This window comes from Sphingomonas natans, from assembly GCF_030546695.1.
GTDB classification, from domain to species: Bacteria; Pseudomonadota; Alphaproteobacteria; order Sphingomonadales; family Sphingomonadaceae; genus Sphingomonas_I; species Sphingomonas_I natans.
The window spans coordinates 284,498-299,863 of the sequence record NZ_JAUOTP010000005.1 but is presented as its reverse complement, the minus strand read 5'-3'; the positions used below and the strand labels follow the sequence as shown (position 1 = coordinate 299,863).

The following is a 15,366-nucleotide window of genomic DNA, read 5'->3' as shown; positions in this document are numbered from 1 at the left end:
TGTCCTTGTGTCTGCGAATCAAGTTCCGACCGCGCCTCGTTCCGGCATCATTGTCATTTCGGGCAACGCAATCGCATCGCTGGTTGACGATAGCGGTCTGTGATCGAGCATCTGCCGGCTCCCCGGAATGAGCATCACGAGCCTGTCGGCGTCAGCCGAGCGACCACGCCGGCCGTTCGCATGCAAAACGATGCCCGCCCGGAACATGTCTGTCCCGGGCCAGGCACTCAGGGCGTCACAGCTGCATCATCGTGACGCGAGGCTAGAATCACGCGTCGGATGCAGCGGCGATGCGCAAGATTGGCTTGATCGCCACGCCACGTTCGGAATCCTCAACGGCCTGGTTGATCTCGGCGAAGTCGTAAAAGCGCACGAGCCGATCGAACGGAAAACGGCCCTGCTTGTAGAGGTCGACGAGGACAGGAATGAACGTTTTCGCAACGACGTCACCCTGCACAATCCCCATGATGCGGCGGCCAGGGATCATCACGTCGTTGACGTTGAAAGCGACTTCGGTCCCCTCCTTGGTTGCGCCGACGATGCCGCAGACGCCGAAGATGCCAAGACAGTCGATCGCTTGGCGCAAAACCGCGCCCCGGCCGCTGCATTCCAGAGTGAAATCGGCACCCTTTTGCGTGATTTCGCGGACACGCGCGACCGGATCCTCTGAGGCGCTATTGATGACGTGCGTTGCGCCCAGCTCTAGCGCCAGGGCCAGACGCGCCTCGTTCAGGTCGGCGGCAATGATCGTTGTTGCGCCCGCGACCTTGGCGGCCATGATCGCGCTCAGGCCGACCGCGCCGGCTCCGAAGGCCACAAAGCTCGAACCGGCATGGACGTTGAGCGCGTTCAGGACGGATCCCGCGCCGGTCTGGATCCCGCATCCCAACGGCCCCATCAATTCGAGCGGTACATCCTTCGGAACGCGCACAACGTTGCGCTCGCTGGCGAGGGCATATTCCGCAAAGGCCGATTGGCCGAAGAAATGGTCGTGTAGCTCGCCGCCTTCCCGGTCGGTGACGCCACTCGAACCATCGAGTCTTGCGCCGCCGAAATTGAGTGGTCCCATATACTCGCAGTGCGCCGGGTGGCCGGACTCACACGTGTCACACAGACCGCACGACATATAGGTCATGACGACATGGTCGCCGAGTTTGATCGTGGTCACGTCGGTGCCGACCGCCTCGACAATACCGGAACCCTCATGTCCGAGGATCATCGGTAAGGGCGTTGTAAAGTCCTGATTTCGGACAACCATATCTGTGTGACAAACCCCTGTCGCGACGACGCGAACGAGCACTTCGGTTGGCTTGAGAGATCCAAGCTTCACGTTTTCGATCAGGAACGGGCCCCCGGCCACGCGCACGACCGCGGCTCTCATCTGCTGACCGCCCAAAGCCTCACACATTCTCTTTCTCCGCACAGGACCGCCAAGCGCGGCGAGCCAAGGTTCGGGGTGATGCGTAACGCCCATTCAAACATTCTTCAATGCGTACTACATTTGACATTGCGTATCGTCGGCCTATCTGGGGCGGCGGCAGCGAGCCGAGGTGGCATGGGCGACTGGCTGCCGATGCGCGCGACAATGTGCCGCGCCCGGATGGAGAAATTGCATGGACGTTCGTCTGATCATCGATAACGAGCCGGTCGATGCTGCAAACGGCCGCCAATTCGAGCGCCGTAACCCGGTTTCGCATGAGGTCGTCACCAACGCCGCAGCGGCGGGGGTCGTTGACGTCCAGCGCGCCGCAGCGTCCGCGGAGCTGGCGTTCGCCAACTGGTCGAACAGCGCGCCGAGCGAGCGGCGGCGGCTGCTCCTCGCGGCGGCTGACAAGCTCGAGGCGAAGCGCGATGAAATCCGCACAGCTATGGCGGAAGAGGTGGGCGCATCGGCGCTGTGGGCCGACTTCAACGTGTTCGGCTCGGCCGCCCTGTTCCGCGAGGCCGCTGGCCTCGTGACTCAGGCGCAGGGCGCGACGATCCCAACGGACAAGCCTGGCACGTTGTCGATGACCTTGCGTCAGCCGGTCGGCGTGGTGCTCAGCATCGTCCCATGGAACGGCCCGGTGCTGCTTGCTGCCCGTGCGATCGCTTATCCGATCGCCTTTGGAAACGCGGTTCTGTTCCGCGCCTCGGAGGCAAGCCCGCGGACCCATTCGCTCATCGCCGAAGCCTTTTATGAAGCCGGTCTTCCTGCGGGCGTCCTCAATTTCATCGTCAACGCTCCGGACGACGCTCCGGCCGTGATCGACGCGCTCATCGCCCATCCGGCGATTCGGCGGGTGAATTTCACCGGTTCGACCAAGGTCGGCCGGATCATCGCAGAGAAGTGCGCGGCCCAGCTGAAGCGCTGCCTGCTCGAGCTTGGTGGCAAGGCACCCTTCGTCGTTCTCGACGACGCCGATCTCGACGGCGCGGTCAACGCCGCTGCGTTCGGCTCGTTCATGTACCAGGGCCAAATTTGCATGTCGACGGAACGGTTCGTGGTCGATCGGTCGATCGCGGACACGTTCGTGGCCAAGTTCGCCGCCAAGGTGGCGACGCTGGCGGCTGGCGATCCCGTTTCCAATCCGGCGTCCGTGATCGGCCCCCTGGTGGACGGTCGCTCCGGCGCGCGCATCAATGCTCTGATCGACGACGCGGTCGCCAAGGGCGCGACTATCGTGACCGGTGGCAAGGCGCAGGATGCGATCATGCCTGCCACGCTCGTCGATCACGTTGCGCCCGGTATGGCGATCTACGACGAGGAGACCTTCGGGCCCATCACGACGATTGTCCGCGTCGACGGTGTCGAAGAGGCCATCCGGGTCGCCAATGACACGCTATATGGCCTGTCTTCGGCGGTATTCGGGCGCGATGTGACGCGGGCGCTGGCCGTTGCCCGTCGCATCGACGCGGGATGCGTGCACATCAATGGCGCGACCGTCCAGAACGAGCCGCAGGCGCCGTATGGCGGCATGAAGCAGAGCGGCTACGGCCGGTTCGACGGTCTTGCCGTGATCGACGAGTTCACCGAGCTCAAGTGGGTCACGATCGAGCCGGCCGACCAGGCTTATCCGTTCTGAGGATCGCGGCGGCCGGTGGTCCCGGCCGCCTCTTTTGACGAGAAAGCCATGATCCGCCGTCCTCCGATCCGCCCGCTTGCCGGCGCCCTCGGCCTCGCGCTCGCCAGTTGCGCGTCCGTCCCGCACGTCGCGCCGGGGCCGTCGCTGCTGCCAGTGACGTCGGTGGCTGCGCGCGAGACGATGCAGGCGCCGATCGTGGATTGGCCATCGGACGAATGGTGGCGTCGCTATAAGGACGCGCAACTCGATCGCTTGATCGCAGACGCGCTATACAATTCTCCCACGCTCGAGGTAGCGGCCGCTCGGGTTCGCCGTGCCGATGCGGTGACGTCCCAATTTCGCGCCGCAGACCTGCCGCAAATCGCCCTAGGTGGATCCTTTGCTGAGGCGAAGGCCAGCTACTGGAACGGCGTACCCTATGCCGGTGTCCCGAAAGGCGTGAACGATTCTGCGGGCGTGCGCGCCAGCCTCGACTGGAACCTCGACTTCTTCGGTCGCAATCGCGCGGCCATCGCTTCGGCTTTGTCTGCCGCCGACGCGGCGCGCGCCGACGCGGCCCAGGCGAGACTTATCCTGACAACCTCACTCGCCGGCGCCTATGCCGACCTCTTGGGCCAGATGCGAGACGTCGATCTCGCGCAGGAGAGCGTGCGCATTCGTGAACGAACTGCTGATCTTGTTTCGCGTCGGCGTGAACGCGGGCTCGAAACGCTCGCGTCGGAGGCACAGGCCAAAAGTGCGCTGGAAAGCGCTCGCCAGGCTGCCGTAGCGTCTACGGAGCTGGTCGACCTGTCCAAGCTTCGACTGGCCGTCATCATTGGTGCCGGTCCCGACAAAAGCCTTCTGATCGAACGGCCCGCTAACCCCGATCTGGCTTCCTTCGGCCTGCCGGCAAACCTTCCCGCCGATCTCATCGGTCGCCGCCCCGATGTCCGTGCGTCGCGTTTGCGGGTCGAAATGCGGGCCGCCCAGATCAAACAGGCCCGCGCCGGATTTTATCCCAGTATCAATCTGACTGGCTTTGCGGGTCCTCAGGTGCTCGGCCTCAGCCAGTTTTTCAACCCAGCCTCCATAGTCGGTTCTTTCGGCCCCGCGATCAGTTTGCCAATCTTCAGAGGAGGCGCGCTGGCCGCCAATCTGCGCGGCTCGCGGGCCGATTATGACGAAGCGGTCGCAAGCTATAATGATGCGCTGCTCCACGCCTTGAGCGAGGTCGCGCAGGTCGCCACGAGCGAGCGAGCCCTTGCCGACCAGCTGGATCACGCCCGCGCCGCGCAAACGGAAGCTGAGATTGCGTATCTGGCGGCCACGGCCCGATATCGAGGCGGGCTCCTCAATTATATCACGGTTCTGACCGTGGAAAATACACTTTTGGCAACACGCCGCACCGTGGCGCAACTCGAAACGCGCCGCTTTTCGCTGGATGTCGCCCTCGTACGCGCACTGGGAGGCGGTGCCTGACTATGACCCAAATCGATAAAACGATGCCACAGGCCTCCCCAGCTCAACCGAAGCCGCTTGAGGGCGGGAAGGCGGGGCATGGCGAGAGTTCCTGGGTGCGCTGGGTGCCTTGGATGATCCTGACCGCTGTGATTGCCGGGGTCATCCTCGTTGCGGTTCGGTGGGATCGGTTCGAAGCCGATCGCAGCGTCCAGACGACCGACAATGCGACGGTCCAAGCAGACACAGCCGTGCTCGACGCCAAGGTTTCCGGATATGTACGCTCCGTGGCCTTCACGGATTTCCAGACCGTCCACGCCGGTGACGTGCTGGTGCAGCTTGACGACCGCGAATTTGAGGCGGGCGTAGCGCATGCCGAGGCCACCCTGGCGAAGTCGCAAGCCATTCTGGCCAACCTCGACAACGAATTGGCCGCTCAGCGTGCTATGGTTGCGCAAGCCCAGGCAAATGCCAACGGCGCGGCCAGTAAGCTGCGGCTCGCTGTCGAAGACGATCGTCGCTTTTCCGGTCTGTCAGAGTCCGGTGCCGTGACAGGGCAGGAGGCAGACAGCGCACGCACCAACGTTGCCGTCGTCCGCGCGACCCAGGTTGGCAGCGTGGGCGCCGTGTCGCTGCAACAGCGGCAGCTGGAGGTCATGCAGGGGCTCCGCGCCCAGCGACAGGCCGACGTCTTGGCCGCGCAAGCAGCGCTTGAGAGCGCGCGCATTACGCTATCGTACACGCGGATCGTGGCACCGGGTGACGGGACGATCGGCCAGCGCCTCGTTCAACCGGGCAGTCTCCTCAATCCGGGCACGGCGGTCGTCAATTTCGTTGCACGAACACCACCCTACGTTGTCGCGAACTACAAAGAGACCCAATTATCGCGGATCGCGCCTGGACAACGAGTTGAAATCACGGTCGACAGTTTCCCCGGAGTTACCCTGCGCGGACGGGTGTCTCGCCTCTCGCCGGCGAGCGGAGCGACGTTCTCAGCGGTTCCCGCTGACAATGCGACGGGCAATTTCACCAAGGTGACCCAGCGCGTGCCCTTGCGGATCGACTTGCTTCCCGGGCAGGCGCTTGCCGGTCGATTGCGTGCAGGCATGTCGGTCACCACCCGGATAGCGACGCGAGACTAAGATGATCACGTCCGCAAGGCCGGTCCGACTCTGGCGAGCTGTGGTCAGGGGAGACCTCGAAGCGAAACCCCTTGGAGCGGTCATCGCCGTTCTTCTCGGCACGTTCATGACGAGCCTGTTCACGCGAGATTTCGGCATTTCCCTGGCCGACATCCGAGGCGCCTATGGCCTCAGTGTCGACGAAGGCGCGTGGCTCAATACGGTTACCAATGCCGCGCAATTGTTGTCCGCACCGGCCGTTCCGCTGCTCGTGGTTATGTTCGGCGCGCGCAGGGTGCTGGTGAGCGCTGCCGCGACCTTTATTCCTGCGACGCTGGCGACACCCCTGGCATCCGGATTGCCGGCAATCTTTGCCTTGCACGCGATCGACGGCTTTCTTCTGGGGTGCTTCGTCCCGGCGACGCTCGCGATCGTCTTTGCAAACCTGTCGCCTCGTTACTGGTTGCTCGCGCTTGCCCTGTATTCGGTGCGCCTCACGCTCGCGCTTCACACCGGCGTATCGCTGAGCGGCTGGTTCGTCGAAGATCTCGGCTGGCAAGCGATCTACTGGCAGGCGACCGCGTTTGGCGCGGCATTTTTGTTGCTCTCGCTAGTGAGCTTTCCCGATCGATTACCGGCGTGGGACCTGTGGCGGCGGACCAACAAAGGTGAGGTTGCCTGTTATTGTGTTGGGCTGACGCTGATCTACGCCGCCCTCGATCAGGCCAATCGGCTCGACTGGCTCACTTCGGGAACGATCGTCGCGCTTTTTGCCGGCGGAGGCGTGCTGATTGTCACCGCGTTCGTCTGGCAGTTCGTCTCTCCTGTTCCGTTCGCACATCCGCGCGCATTGTTGCGACCGAACATCATAATTCCGCTCGTGATCGTCACTCTGTTCGGCATGACCAGTGCTGCCACGTCGCTGCTCATTCCCAATTTTCTGGCGACACTGGGCCGCCTCAAGCCCGAACAGTCGGGGTCGGCCTTATGGTGGATCGATCTTGTCCAGCTGGCGGCGATCCCGCTGGCATTCTGGTCGATCCGGCGCGGTGATCTGCGATTGAGCCTCGCGGTCGGCCTCGTGCTCGTGATGATCGGTTGCTGGCTTGGCACCGGCCTCACCAACGTGTGGCGCGCCGACAATTTCACGATAATGAGCGTGCTGATCGGCGCGGGAAATTCCGTCGTCCTGCTCACCTGCATCGCACTCACAGTCGCGAACGCTGCCCGCGAAGAGCTGATCGCCTTGGTCGCGTACATTCAGATCCCTCGGGTGATCGGTCCGAACATCGCGGCCGCAGTTCTGACGACGTTGGTTCGCAAACGCGAAGCCCTTCATTCGGTGCTGACGGGCAGCGCAGTGGATCGGGTGCGGGCGGCGGCGCTCGATCATTCCCCGTCCGCTCTGGCGGGGATCGTGCGCCGCGAAGCCTATGTGCTGGCGTTCATCGACGCCTATCAGTTCTGCTTTTGCGTTGCCCTTGGAGCCTTGGTTCTGGCGATTTTCCTCCGGGCGACTCCCCCCCATCCGCTGGCGAAATTTTCGCACCGAAATTCCTAAACTTCGCTCGACGGAGGGCAGGGCGGCTGTCAACGGTGACACAAGGCTGAGCGGCTGGAGATTCTTCCACTATGACCTCCGGCACCGAAGGAGCGTGCGCCGTGGCCCATGACGATGACACCGCCGCGCCCAGGCGGCGCAGCATCCAGTCCATCGAGATCGGCATGCGTATCGTCGAGGCGCTCGGTGTCTTAGGCGCGTCCCCGTTGGGCGCGATCGCGCAGGGAGTGTCGATCCCCGGACCCCAGGTTCATCGATACCTGCAAAGCCTCATTGCCTCGGGTATGGCACGTCAGGACCCCGCCTCCGGCCATTATGATCTGGGCCCCGCAGCCTTGAGGCTAGGACTGATCGCTCTCTCCCGGACCGACGTTTTCAAGGTCGTCGATCGGGAGATGAGCGGGTTTGTCGAACGCTCCGGACAAACTGTGCAAATCTCGGCACTTAGCGCGACCGGTCCCACCATCGTGCGGATCTATAATGGTCGTCCGGCGCTTCTGACCACGCTTCACGTCGGGGCGATTCTGCCCTTGCTCAGCTCTGCGACGGGGCGCGTATTCCTCGCCTTCGTGCCACCATCGGAAACGGCCGCGCTGGTGAAGAGCGAACAGCAGCGTCAGCTGATGGAAGAGAGCCAGCTGAATGAGATTCGCGAAAGCATCGAGCGCACGGGAAAGGCGATTGAATCGGGAACGGTGATTCCCGGCCTGCACGCCACCGCATTCCCGATCTTCGATCTGCAAGGGCGCGCGACCCTAGTCGTGACGGCGCTCACGGCGATCGACGACGTCGCGGCGCGCGAAGCGTCTGTTTTAGAGCTCGGGTCGCTCTGTCTGCAGATTAGTGCGGAAGTCGGGTGGCTCGGGCCCGATTGACCATTTGGCAGGCGGTGGCCGGCTTCTTCGAGCGCCGCAGCCTTCGCGGGCGGATTATTGCGGCGGCGATCAGGACTCCGGCGGCAGCAGTGCCTCAGGGACCGGGTAGCCCCAGTCGCTATATTTGCGGGCGATGATGCGCATGAACGCTACGATCTCAGGAGAAAAATCGCCGTCTCGATGGCTCATGATGATAGGGGACCAAGCAGATTCTGCCAGTTCTATATAACGCACGTCGTCGCTTCTCGCGCGTCGGACAGATTCAGGAATGACGGCCACTCCTTCCTCCGCGGCAATCAGTCCGATCGCGATCTGCAGTTCACGGGCTTCATGCACCACGTTCGGTTCTAAGCCGTTGTCGCGGAACAACGAGATCACCTGATCCGCATAACTGGGTCGCGGTGCGCTGGGATACACGATCAGGCGTTCCTTCGCGATCACCGACAGCGGTACCGCCCGCCCGTCCTGTCCAAGCGGGCTTGATGCCGGCACCGCTACTACCAGCGGCTCAAGCCGCAGGACAGTACGGCGAACCGCGGAATCTTCGAAGCGGATGCGCCCGAAACCAATATCGATCCTGCCCTCCTTGAGCGCCGCAATCTGATCGAGTGTCGTGCTTTCCACCAAGGAGAGATCGACGCTTGGCAATTCCGCACGAAATTCGCGGATGAGGGCGGGTAGCCGCGCATAAATGGTCGAGGCGACGAACCCGATCGTGAAGCGGCGCCGCTCGGTCGCGATCGCGCTGCGCATCATCGTCCGCATGTCATCGACCCGGCGGAGCACCTGAACAGCCTGATCGTGGAACAGCTGGCCTACCGGGGTTAACGCCAGGGGCCGGCTCGTTCGATCCACAAGATCTGCGCCAAGCTCAGCTTCAAGCTGCTGAACGGAGCGGCTGAGGGGCGGCTGCGCCATGTTGAGGCGCTCAGCCGCCTTGTTGAAATTCTTCTCTGCGGCAAGCGTGACGAAATATCGAAGCTGCCGAAGATCCACCGTTCATACCTTCCGAGTATGCCCTTCAGACCGCAATGATCTTTGCCTGCCTCGGGAGCGCGGCATAACCTCGCCCTTAGCAAATATAAAAGCAAGGATGTCCGAGGTCTATGGCCCCGATCGGAGAGATCGATACCTTCATCGTAGATGTGCCGACTATTCGGCCGCACGTTCTTGCGATGACGACGATGCGCCACCAATCGATCGTCCTCGTCCGGATCCGTGATGCGGACGGTATCGAGGGTGTAGGCGAGGGGACGACCATTGGGGGTCTCAGCTACGGCGAAGAGAGTCCCGAGAGCATCAAGCTCGCGATCGACACATATATCGCGCCCATCTTGAAGACGTGTGACCCGACCCGTGTTGGCCTAGCGATGGCGACCATCGGCAAGAGCGTCGCGGGCAACCATATCGCCAAGTGCGCGGTCGAGACGGCCCTTCTCGACATGGCCGGACGGCGGTTGGGCATCCCGGTCTCCGAGCTTATTGGCGGTGGCAGGGTCCGCGACCGGCTCCCCGTCGCCTGGACGCTCGCCAGCGGCGATACGGGACGCGACATCGAGGAAGCGGAGCGCGTCCTGACAGCGAGGCGGCACCGCATCTTCAAGCTCAAGATCGGCAAGCACGCGGTACGCGACGACGTCGCCCATGTCGCGGAGATCAAGCGCGCGATCGGCGATCGCGGCAGCGTGCGGGTCGATGTAAATCAACATTGGAGCGAAGCGCAGGCCGATCTGGGGATGCGGATGCTGCAAGATGCGGGCGTGGACCTGGTCGAGCAGCCGGTGAGACGTGGTGACATCTCGGCAATGGCGCGCCTGTCGGCCAAGCACATCATTCCGCTGATGGCGGACGAGGCGCTGCACGGGCCGCTCGACGCTTTTGCGATCGCATCACGAGCGGGCGCGCGGATTTTCGCGGTCAAGATCGCGCAGTCGGGGGGGCTTCTTCCCGCGCATGCGGTTGCCACGATCGCGCAAGCCGCCGGCGTTGGGCTGTATGGGGGCACGATGCTCGAGGCCGGAGTCGGCACAGCCGCATCGGCACATCTTTGTGCCACGCTGCCCTCGCTCGAATGGGGTACCGAGCTTTTCGGACCACTGTTGCTGACCGAAGAGATCCTCGCCGAGCCCCTACGCTACGCCGATTTCGAACTGGAGGTGCCGGATGGACCGGGCCTCGGCGTCACGCTCGACGCGGATCGTGTCGATTTCTACCGGCGCGACCGGGTTGCTCCTCGTCTTCACGCTGTCTCCGAGAGGTCCTGATCATGCTGTTCCAGGTTGAGATGGACGTGAACGTCCCGATCGGGTTCGATCAGGATGAGTTCAACCGACTGAAGACCGCGGAAAAGAAGCTCTCGCAAGACCTCCAGGAAAAGGGCGTCTGGCGCCACATCTGGCGGGTCGTCGGGCAATACGCAAATGTGAGTATTTTCGACGTCGAGGACAACGCTGAGCTCCACGACGTCCTGATGGGGCTTCCGCTTTATCCGTTCATGGACGTTCGTGTGACGGCGCTGTGTCGCCATCCCTCTTCCATCCGCGACAACGATCGCTGATCGGCCAACACGATAATCAGGAGAGCGTTCATGGATACGAGTTTCGTAAAGACTGACGAGGTCCAACGTCTGTTAGATCGCGTGGTTGGCGCGGAGTCGGATCAGGGAAACCCTCGACTCAAAGCAATCTTGCGCGACCTTGTTGAGTCGCTGATGGCTCTCATCGTTTGTCACGACATTTCCGAAGACGAGATGTGGGGTGCCGTCAGCTTTCTCCAGGCCGGCGCGCCCGAATTCGGCCTGCTCATGCCCGGTGTCGGTCTCGAGCATTTCCTCGACCTCTACATGGACGCAAAGGACGCCGAAGCAGGGCTGACCGGCGGAACGCCGCGCACCATTGAGGGGCCGCTTTATGTCGAGGGGGCGCCACTGGTTGAGAACGACGCCGATCTTTCGTCTGACCCCGATGATACTTGTACACTTTACATGACGGGCCGGATCATAGGGCCGGACAATGAGCCCGTCGAGAACGCCATCGTCCATGTCTGGCATGCGAACTCGAAAGGTTTTTATTCGCACTTTGACCCGACGAGCGCGCAGACGCCGTTCAACAATCGCCGCCGCATCAAGCTCGGCGCGGATGGTCGCTACGCGTTCCATTCGAAAATGCCGAACGGCTACAGCGTTCCGCCGGGGGGCTCGGCAGATCAGCTTATGATCGCGCTCGGTCGCCACGGCAATCGCCCGGCTCATGTGCACTTTTTCGTCGAGGCGCCGGGCTATCGCCACCTGACGACGCAAATCAATTTTGGCGACGACCCCTTCGCAGCGGACGATTTTGCCTTCGGTACGCGCGAGGGTCTCCTGCCTGTTCCCAACCGCCAGGGCGATTCTGCTTACATCGCTTTCGACTTCAGACTGCAGAGGGCCGAGGACCGTCACGAGCAGCAGATATCGAGCCGAATCAGACTCGAAGTCGCCTGAATCCAATCGAGGGAGCTAATCTCATGGAACTTCTTCGCGAACGCCTCGAGACCGCAGTGGTTGAAGATGCCGAGGCTGGCTTGTTCCGGTGCCGGCGGGACGTCTTCACCGATCCGGATCTTTTCGAGCTCGAGATGAAGCACATTTTCGAGGGCAATTGGGTGTATCTGGCGCACGAAAGCCAGATCCCAGACACGAACGACTATTATACGACCATGATTGGTCGACAGCCGGTCATCATTAGCCGCGACAAAAGCGGCGAACTTCATGCTGTCATCAACGCCTGTGCGCATCGCGGCGCGATGCTGTGCCGCCGCAAGCATGGGAACAAGACGAGCTTCACCTGTCCGTTTCACGGTTGGACGTTCGCCAATACGGGCCGTTTGCTGAAGGTCAAGGACGGCAAGACGGGCGACTATCCGCGAACATTCAACACTGACGGTTCACATGACCTGACCAAGGTCGCACGGTTCGAGAGCTATCGCGGCTTCCTCTTTGGCAGCCTTAATCCTGATGTCCTTCCGCTTGAACACCACCTCGGAACCACCCGCTTCATCATTGACCAGATGGTGGATCAAGCGGTCGACGGACTTGAGGTTCTGCGCGGCAACTCGTCCTATATCTATGATGGCAATTGGAAGCTGCAGATGGAGAACGGGGCGGACGGCTATCATGTCAGTTCGGTTCACTGGAACTATTCGGCCACGATGGGGCGCCGCAATTATGAAGCCGCTGGCACGCCCACGGTTGATGCCAACGGATGGTCGAAGAGCGTCGGCGGCGTTTACGCGTTCGATCATGGCCATATTCTGCTGTGGACCAACGTACTCAATCCGGAAGTGCGCCCCAACTATCCCCACCGCGCGGAAATGGCCGCCCGGCTGGGTCAGGAGCGTGCCGATCGCATTCTCGGTCAAACCCGCAATCTCGGTCTGTATCCCAACGTCTATCTGATGGATCAGTTTTCGACACAGATCCGTGTCGTCCGGCCCATCAGCGTCAATCAGACCGAGGTCACGATCTACTGTTTCGCACCGAAAAACGAGGCCGCGTCGGAGCGCGCGCTGCGGATCCGGCAATATGAGGATTTCTTCAACGTCAGCGGCATGGGGACGCCAGACGACCTGGAGGAATTCCGCGCCTGCCAGGTCGCGTATGAAGGTGCCGGCGACTTGTGGAACGATCTCAGCCGTGGCGCCGGACACTGGCTCCCGGGCCCGGATGACAATGCCAGGGCGCAGGGCCTCGAGCCACGTCTGAGCGGCTCGCGCAGCGAAGACGAGGGTCTTTTCGTCCGGCAGCACGAATATTGGGCGAGGGCCTTGCTGGCCGCCATCGATCGGAATGGGGGCGACAATGGCGGGAATGCCGTCCGGCCCGGCGGTGGGCTGAAGGTGGCCGCATGAAGCCGTCCTATCAGCAAATCGTCGATTTCCTGTATCGCGAGGCCCGGTTGCTTGATGATCGGGATTGGGAAGCGTGGCTGGACTGCTACGCGCCAACCGCTGTCTTCTGGATGCCGGCGTGGGATGATGACGATCGGATCGTGGAGGATCCGCAGCGGGAAATCTCGCTGATCTATTACCCGAACCGCGACGGGCTTGAAGATCGGGTGTTTCGCATCAAAACAGAGCGTTCAAGCGCGAGCATGCCCGAGCCGCGTACCAACCACCATGTCACGAACATCGAGGTGCTTGGCGAGCAGGGAGACGCGATCAATGTGCGCTTCAACTGGCACACTCTCAGCCACCGCTACAAGGAAACGCACAGTTTTTTCGGCACATCCTTCTACGCGATCGACGCTAGCGGCGATACGCTGCTAATCACTAACAAGAAGATCGTGTTAAAGAACGATTACATTCACCAGGTTATCGACGTTTATCACGTCTGATCGTCTGGTCGAGAGGTCGCCATGAGTTTTCGTATTGCTTTGAATTTTGAGGATGGTGCAACTCGCTTCATCGACTGCAACGCAGGCGAGAAAGTGCTGGACGCAGCATTTCGCAATAAGATCAACCTGCCGATGGACTGCTCGGATGGCGTATGCGGCACCTGCAAATGCCGCTGCGAGCAGGGCGAATATGAACTCGGCGATGAGTATATCGATGATGCCCTGACGGCAGCCGAGGCCGCCGAGGGCCTTGTGCTCACCTGTCAGATGGAGGTCTCCTCCGATTGCGTCATCGCCGTACCCGTGCCGTCCGGGGCGTTGAAGCTGAAGGCCGAGGATATTGCGGTCGAGATCGTTGCGGTCGATCAGCTTTCGAACCGCCGTCTCGGTCTGGCGGTCCGCGCGGCAAGCGGAAGCTTGCCGGACTTTCTGGCCGGTCAATATGTGAACATTGCGGTGCCGGGGGCCGCTGATGAGACGCGGTCCTACTCGTTTAGTTCGCGGCCCGGCGCCGATACTGGCACATTTGTGATCGGGAACGTCGCGGGTGGATTGATGAGCCGCCATCTGGAGAAGATGGCGAAGGCTGGCGACCGGCTGACGTTGCGCGGCCCGCTCGGCAGTTTCTACCTGCGTGCGCCGCAGCGGCCATTGCTGTTCGTCGCAGGGGGAACAGGCATTGCGCCGATCCTGTCGATGCTGGAGGTGCTGGCCGCTGAAGGGACCGCTGGGCACCCGGTCACCCTGATCTACGGCGTACGTAACGTAACCGATCTGGTCGGGATGGAGCAGATCGCCAGGCTTGCAACGCGCATCCCGGACCTCACCATCATCACGACCTGCTCTGGCCTGGGTGAGGTCCACACCCGCACCGGCCGGGTGATTGCGCATCTCGACGCAATGCATCTGGCCGAGGGCAACGTCGACATCTACCTGTGTGGGCCGCCCGAGATGGTAGAAACCGTTCGGCTGCATGTTGCGGAGCTCGGCGTCACGCCGGCAAACTTCTATTACGAGAAGTTCATCCCCGCACAGCCGAAGGTGGAGGTCGCATGATCTTTTCTGACCGGTTCACCGGGAAAGTCATCGTGGTCACCGGGGCGGCGCAGGGCATTGGCCGCGGCGTCGCTTTGCGCGCTTCCGCCGAGGGGGCTCACGTGCTCCTCGTCGACAAAGCTGGGTTCGTATCCGACGTTGCGGCCGAAGCCGGCCCGCGGGCCGCGTCGTTCTCTTGTGACCTTGAGGAAAGCGAGGGCGCGGCCGCCGCCATGCGCGAGGCCGTGGCGACATTCGGCCGGATCGACATTCTCATCAACAATGTCGGGGGAGCCATCCGGATGCGTCCCTTCGCCGAATTCACACCCGCGCAGATCGAGGACGAGATCCGGCGCTCGCTGATGCCGACCTTATGGGCGTGTCACGCGGTCCTGCCGATCATGATCAGCCAAGGCGGCGGGACGATCGTCAACGTCTCGTCCAACGCGACACGTGGCATCCGGCGCGTGCCATATTCAGCAGCAAAAGGCGGAATCAACGCGGTCACCCAGAGCCTGGCGATGGAATATGCCCAGCACGGCATCCGGGTCGTGGCGACTGCGCCCGGTGGAACGACCGCCCCGGCCCGCCGGGTGCCGCGAAATCCCGAAGGCGACAATGCCCGCGAGCAGGCCTGGATGGCGGAAGCGGTCGAACAGGTAACGAACTCGACCTTCGTCAAACGATACGCCACCCTCGACGAACAAGTCGCCCCGATCCTTTTTCTGGCCTCGGACGAGGCGTCCTACATCACCGGGTCGGTCCTGCCCGTGGCCGGCGGCGATCTCGGTTGACAGAGGGCGATGACAACCATCCCCGGACCGCGGCGGCCCCGCTGCTTCTCGGCGCAAGCCTGCTCGGGATAGTGCCGGTCAATCAATTATTCGTCGCCTTCCA

14 protein-coding genes are annotated in these 15,366 nt (G+C 62.2%); 12 read left to right on the top strand and 2 right to left on the bottom strand.

The window, feature by feature from the left end:
• Positions 1-268 precede the first annotated feature (268 nt).
• Entirely contained in the window at positions 269-1,408 is a 1,140-nt protein-coding gene (locus Q4F19_RS13120; protein WP_303543244.1) for an NAD(P)-dependent alcohol dehydrogenase, read from the bottom strand.
• 205 nt (positions 1,409-1,613) lie between these two features.
• Between Q4F19_RS13120 and Q4F19_RS13115 the strand changes: the two genes are divergently transcribed.
• The 5 genes from Q4F19_RS13115 to Q4F19_RS13095 all read left to right on the top strand — a co-directional run bounded on the left by Q4F19_RS13115 (position 1,614) and on the right by Q4F19_RS13095 (position 8,062).
• A complete protein-coding gene (locus Q4F19_RS13115) occupies positions 1,614-3,065 on the top strand; it encodes an aldehyde dehydrogenase (RefSeq protein WP_303543242.1) in 1,452 nt (483 codons plus the stop codon).
• Positions 3,066-3,080: 15 nt separating this feature from the next.
• Positions 3,081-4,526 carry an efflux transporter outer membrane subunit gene (locus Q4F19_RS13110; RefSeq protein WP_303543240.1) on the top strand — a complete coding sequence of 482 codons (1,446 nt, stop codon included), beginning with the start codon at positions 3,081-3,083 and terminating at the stop codon, positions 4,524-4,526.
• Between the two features lie 113 nt (positions 4,527-4,639).
• Positions 4,640-5,647 carry an HlyD family secretion protein gene (locus tag Q4F19_RS13105; RefSeq protein ID WP_303543238.1) on the top strand — a complete coding sequence of 336 codons (1,008 nt, stop codon included), beginning with the start codon at positions 4,640-4,642 and terminating at the stop codon, positions 5,645-5,647.
• 1 nt (position 5,648) lies between these two features.
• On the top strand, positions 5,649-7,187 hold the full coding sequence (locus tag Q4F19_RS13100; RefSeq protein ID WP_303543236.1) for an MFS transporter: 1,539 nt from the start codon (positions 5,649-5,651) through the stop codon (positions 7,185-7,187).
• A gap of 101 nt (positions 7,188-7,288) precedes the next feature.
• Entirely contained in the window at positions 7,289-8,062 is a 774-nt protein-coding gene (locus Q4F19_RS13095) for an IclR family transcriptional regulator (RefSeq protein WP_303543234.1), read from the top strand.
• Positions 8,063-8,131: 69 nt separating this feature from the next.
• On the opposite strand, the gene Q4F19_RS13090 is transcribed toward Q4F19_RS13095, so the two are convergent.
• Positions 8,132-9,058, bottom strand: a complete 927-nt coding sequence (locus tag Q4F19_RS13090; RefSeq protein WP_303543232.1) for a LysR family transcriptional regulator — start codon at positions 9,056-9,058, stop codon at positions 8,132-8,134.
• Positions 9,059-9,168: 110 nt separating this feature from the next.
• Between Q4F19_RS13090 and Q4F19_RS13085 the strand changes: the two genes are divergently transcribed.
• Genes Q4F19_RS13085 through benD form a run of 7 tightly spaced genes read left to right on the top strand, consistent with a single transcriptional unit; the run spans position 9,169 to position 15,263 of the window.
• Entirely contained in the window at positions 9,169-10,326 is a 1,158-nt protein-coding gene (locus Q4F19_RS13085; RefSeq protein WP_303543231.1) for a muconate/chloromuconate family cycloisomerase, read from the top strand.
• Positions 10,327-10,328: 2 nt separating this feature from the next.
• Positions 10,329-10,619 (top strand): muconolactone Delta-isomerase, encoded by a 291-nt coding sequence (gene catC / locus Q4F19_RS13080; RefSeq protein ID WP_303543230.1) that lies wholly within the window; start codon positions 10,329-10,331, stop codon positions 10,617-10,619.
• Between the two features lie 30 nt (positions 10,620-10,649).
• Positions 10,650-11,543, top strand: coding sequence for a dioxygenase family protein (locus tag Q4F19_RS13075; RefSeq protein WP_303543228.1), 894 nt, complete (start codon positions 10,650-10,652; stop codon positions 11,541-11,543).
• A 23-nt stretch (positions 11,544-11,566) separates the two neighbouring features.
• A complete protein-coding gene (locus Q4F19_RS13070; protein WP_303543226.1) occupies positions 11,567-12,949 on the top strand; it encodes a Rieske 2Fe-2S domain-containing protein in 1,383 nt (460 codons plus the stop codon).
• Complete coding sequence (gene benB / locus Q4F19_RS13065) at positions 12,946-13,434, top strand: benzoate 1,2-dioxygenase small subunit (RefSeq protein WP_303543225.1); 489 nt, start codon at positions 12,946-12,948, stop codon at positions 13,432-13,434. The genes Q4F19_RS13070 and benB overlap by 4 nt, the downstream gene beginning before the upstream one ends.
• A gap of 21 nt (positions 13,435-13,455) precedes the next feature.
• Positions 13,456-14,490 (top strand): benzoate 1,2-dioxygenase electron transfer component BenC, encoded by a 1,035-nt coding sequence (benC, locus tag Q4F19_RS13060; RefSeq protein ID WP_303543223.1) that lies wholly within the window; start codon positions 13,456-13,458, stop codon positions 14,488-14,490.
• Entirely contained in the window at positions 14,487-15,263 is a 777-nt protein-coding gene (gene benD / locus Q4F19_RS13055) for a benzoate diol dehydrogenase BenD (RefSeq protein ID WP_303543221.1), read from the top strand. The genes benC and benD overlap by 4 nt, the downstream gene beginning before the upstream one ends.
• Positions 15,264-15,366 lie beyond the last annotated feature (103 nt).

What these genes read in the sequence shown, in the direction of transcription:
- Q4F19_RS13100 (WP_303543236.1), top strand. Translation starts at nt 5,649, where the DNA reads ATGATCACGTCCGCAAGGCCGGTCCGACTCTGGCGAGCTGTGGTCAGG.
- Q4F19_RS13105 (WP_303543238.1), top strand. Translation starts at nt 4,640, where the DNA reads ATGATCCTGACCGCTGTGATTGCCGGGGTCATCCTCGTTGCGGTTCGG.
- Q4F19_RS13070 (WP_303543226.1), top strand. Translation starts at nt 11,567, where the DNA reads ATGGAACTTCTTCGCGAACGCCTCGAGACCGCAGTGGTTGAAGATGCC.
- Q4F19_RS13085 (WP_303543231.1), top strand. Translation starts at nt 9,169, where the DNA reads ATGGCCCCGATCGGAGAGATCGATACCTTCATCGTAGATGTGCCGACT.
- catC (WP_303543230.1), top strand. Translation starts at nt 10,329, where the DNA reads ATGCTGTTCCAGGTTGAGATGGACGTGAACGTCCCGATCGGGTTCGAT.
- Q4F19_RS13075 (WP_303543228.1), top strand. Translation starts at nt 10,650, where the DNA reads ATGGATACGAGTTTCGTAAAGACTGACGAGGTCCAACGTCTGTTAGAT.
- benB (WP_303543225.1), top strand. Translation starts at nt 12,946, where the DNA reads ATGAAGCCGTCCTATCAGCAAATCGTCGATTTCCTGTATCGCGAGGCC.
- Q4F19_RS13120 (WP_303543244.1), bottom strand. Translation starts at nt 1,408, where the DNA reads ATGTGTGAGGCTTTGGGCGGTCAGCAGATGAGAGCCGCGGTCGTGCGC.
- benC (WP_303543223.1), top strand. Translation starts at nt 13,456, where the DNA reads ATGAGTTTTCGTATTGCTTTGAATTTTGAGGATGGTGCAACTCGCTTC.
- Q4F19_RS13115 (WP_303543242.1), top strand. Translation starts at nt 1,614, where the DNA reads ATGGACGTTCGTCTGATCATCGATAACGAGCCGGTCGATGCTGCAAAC.
- benD (WP_303543221.1), top strand. Translation starts at nt 14,487, where the DNA reads ATGATCTTTTCTGACCGGTTCACCGGGAAAGTCATCGTGGTCACCGGG.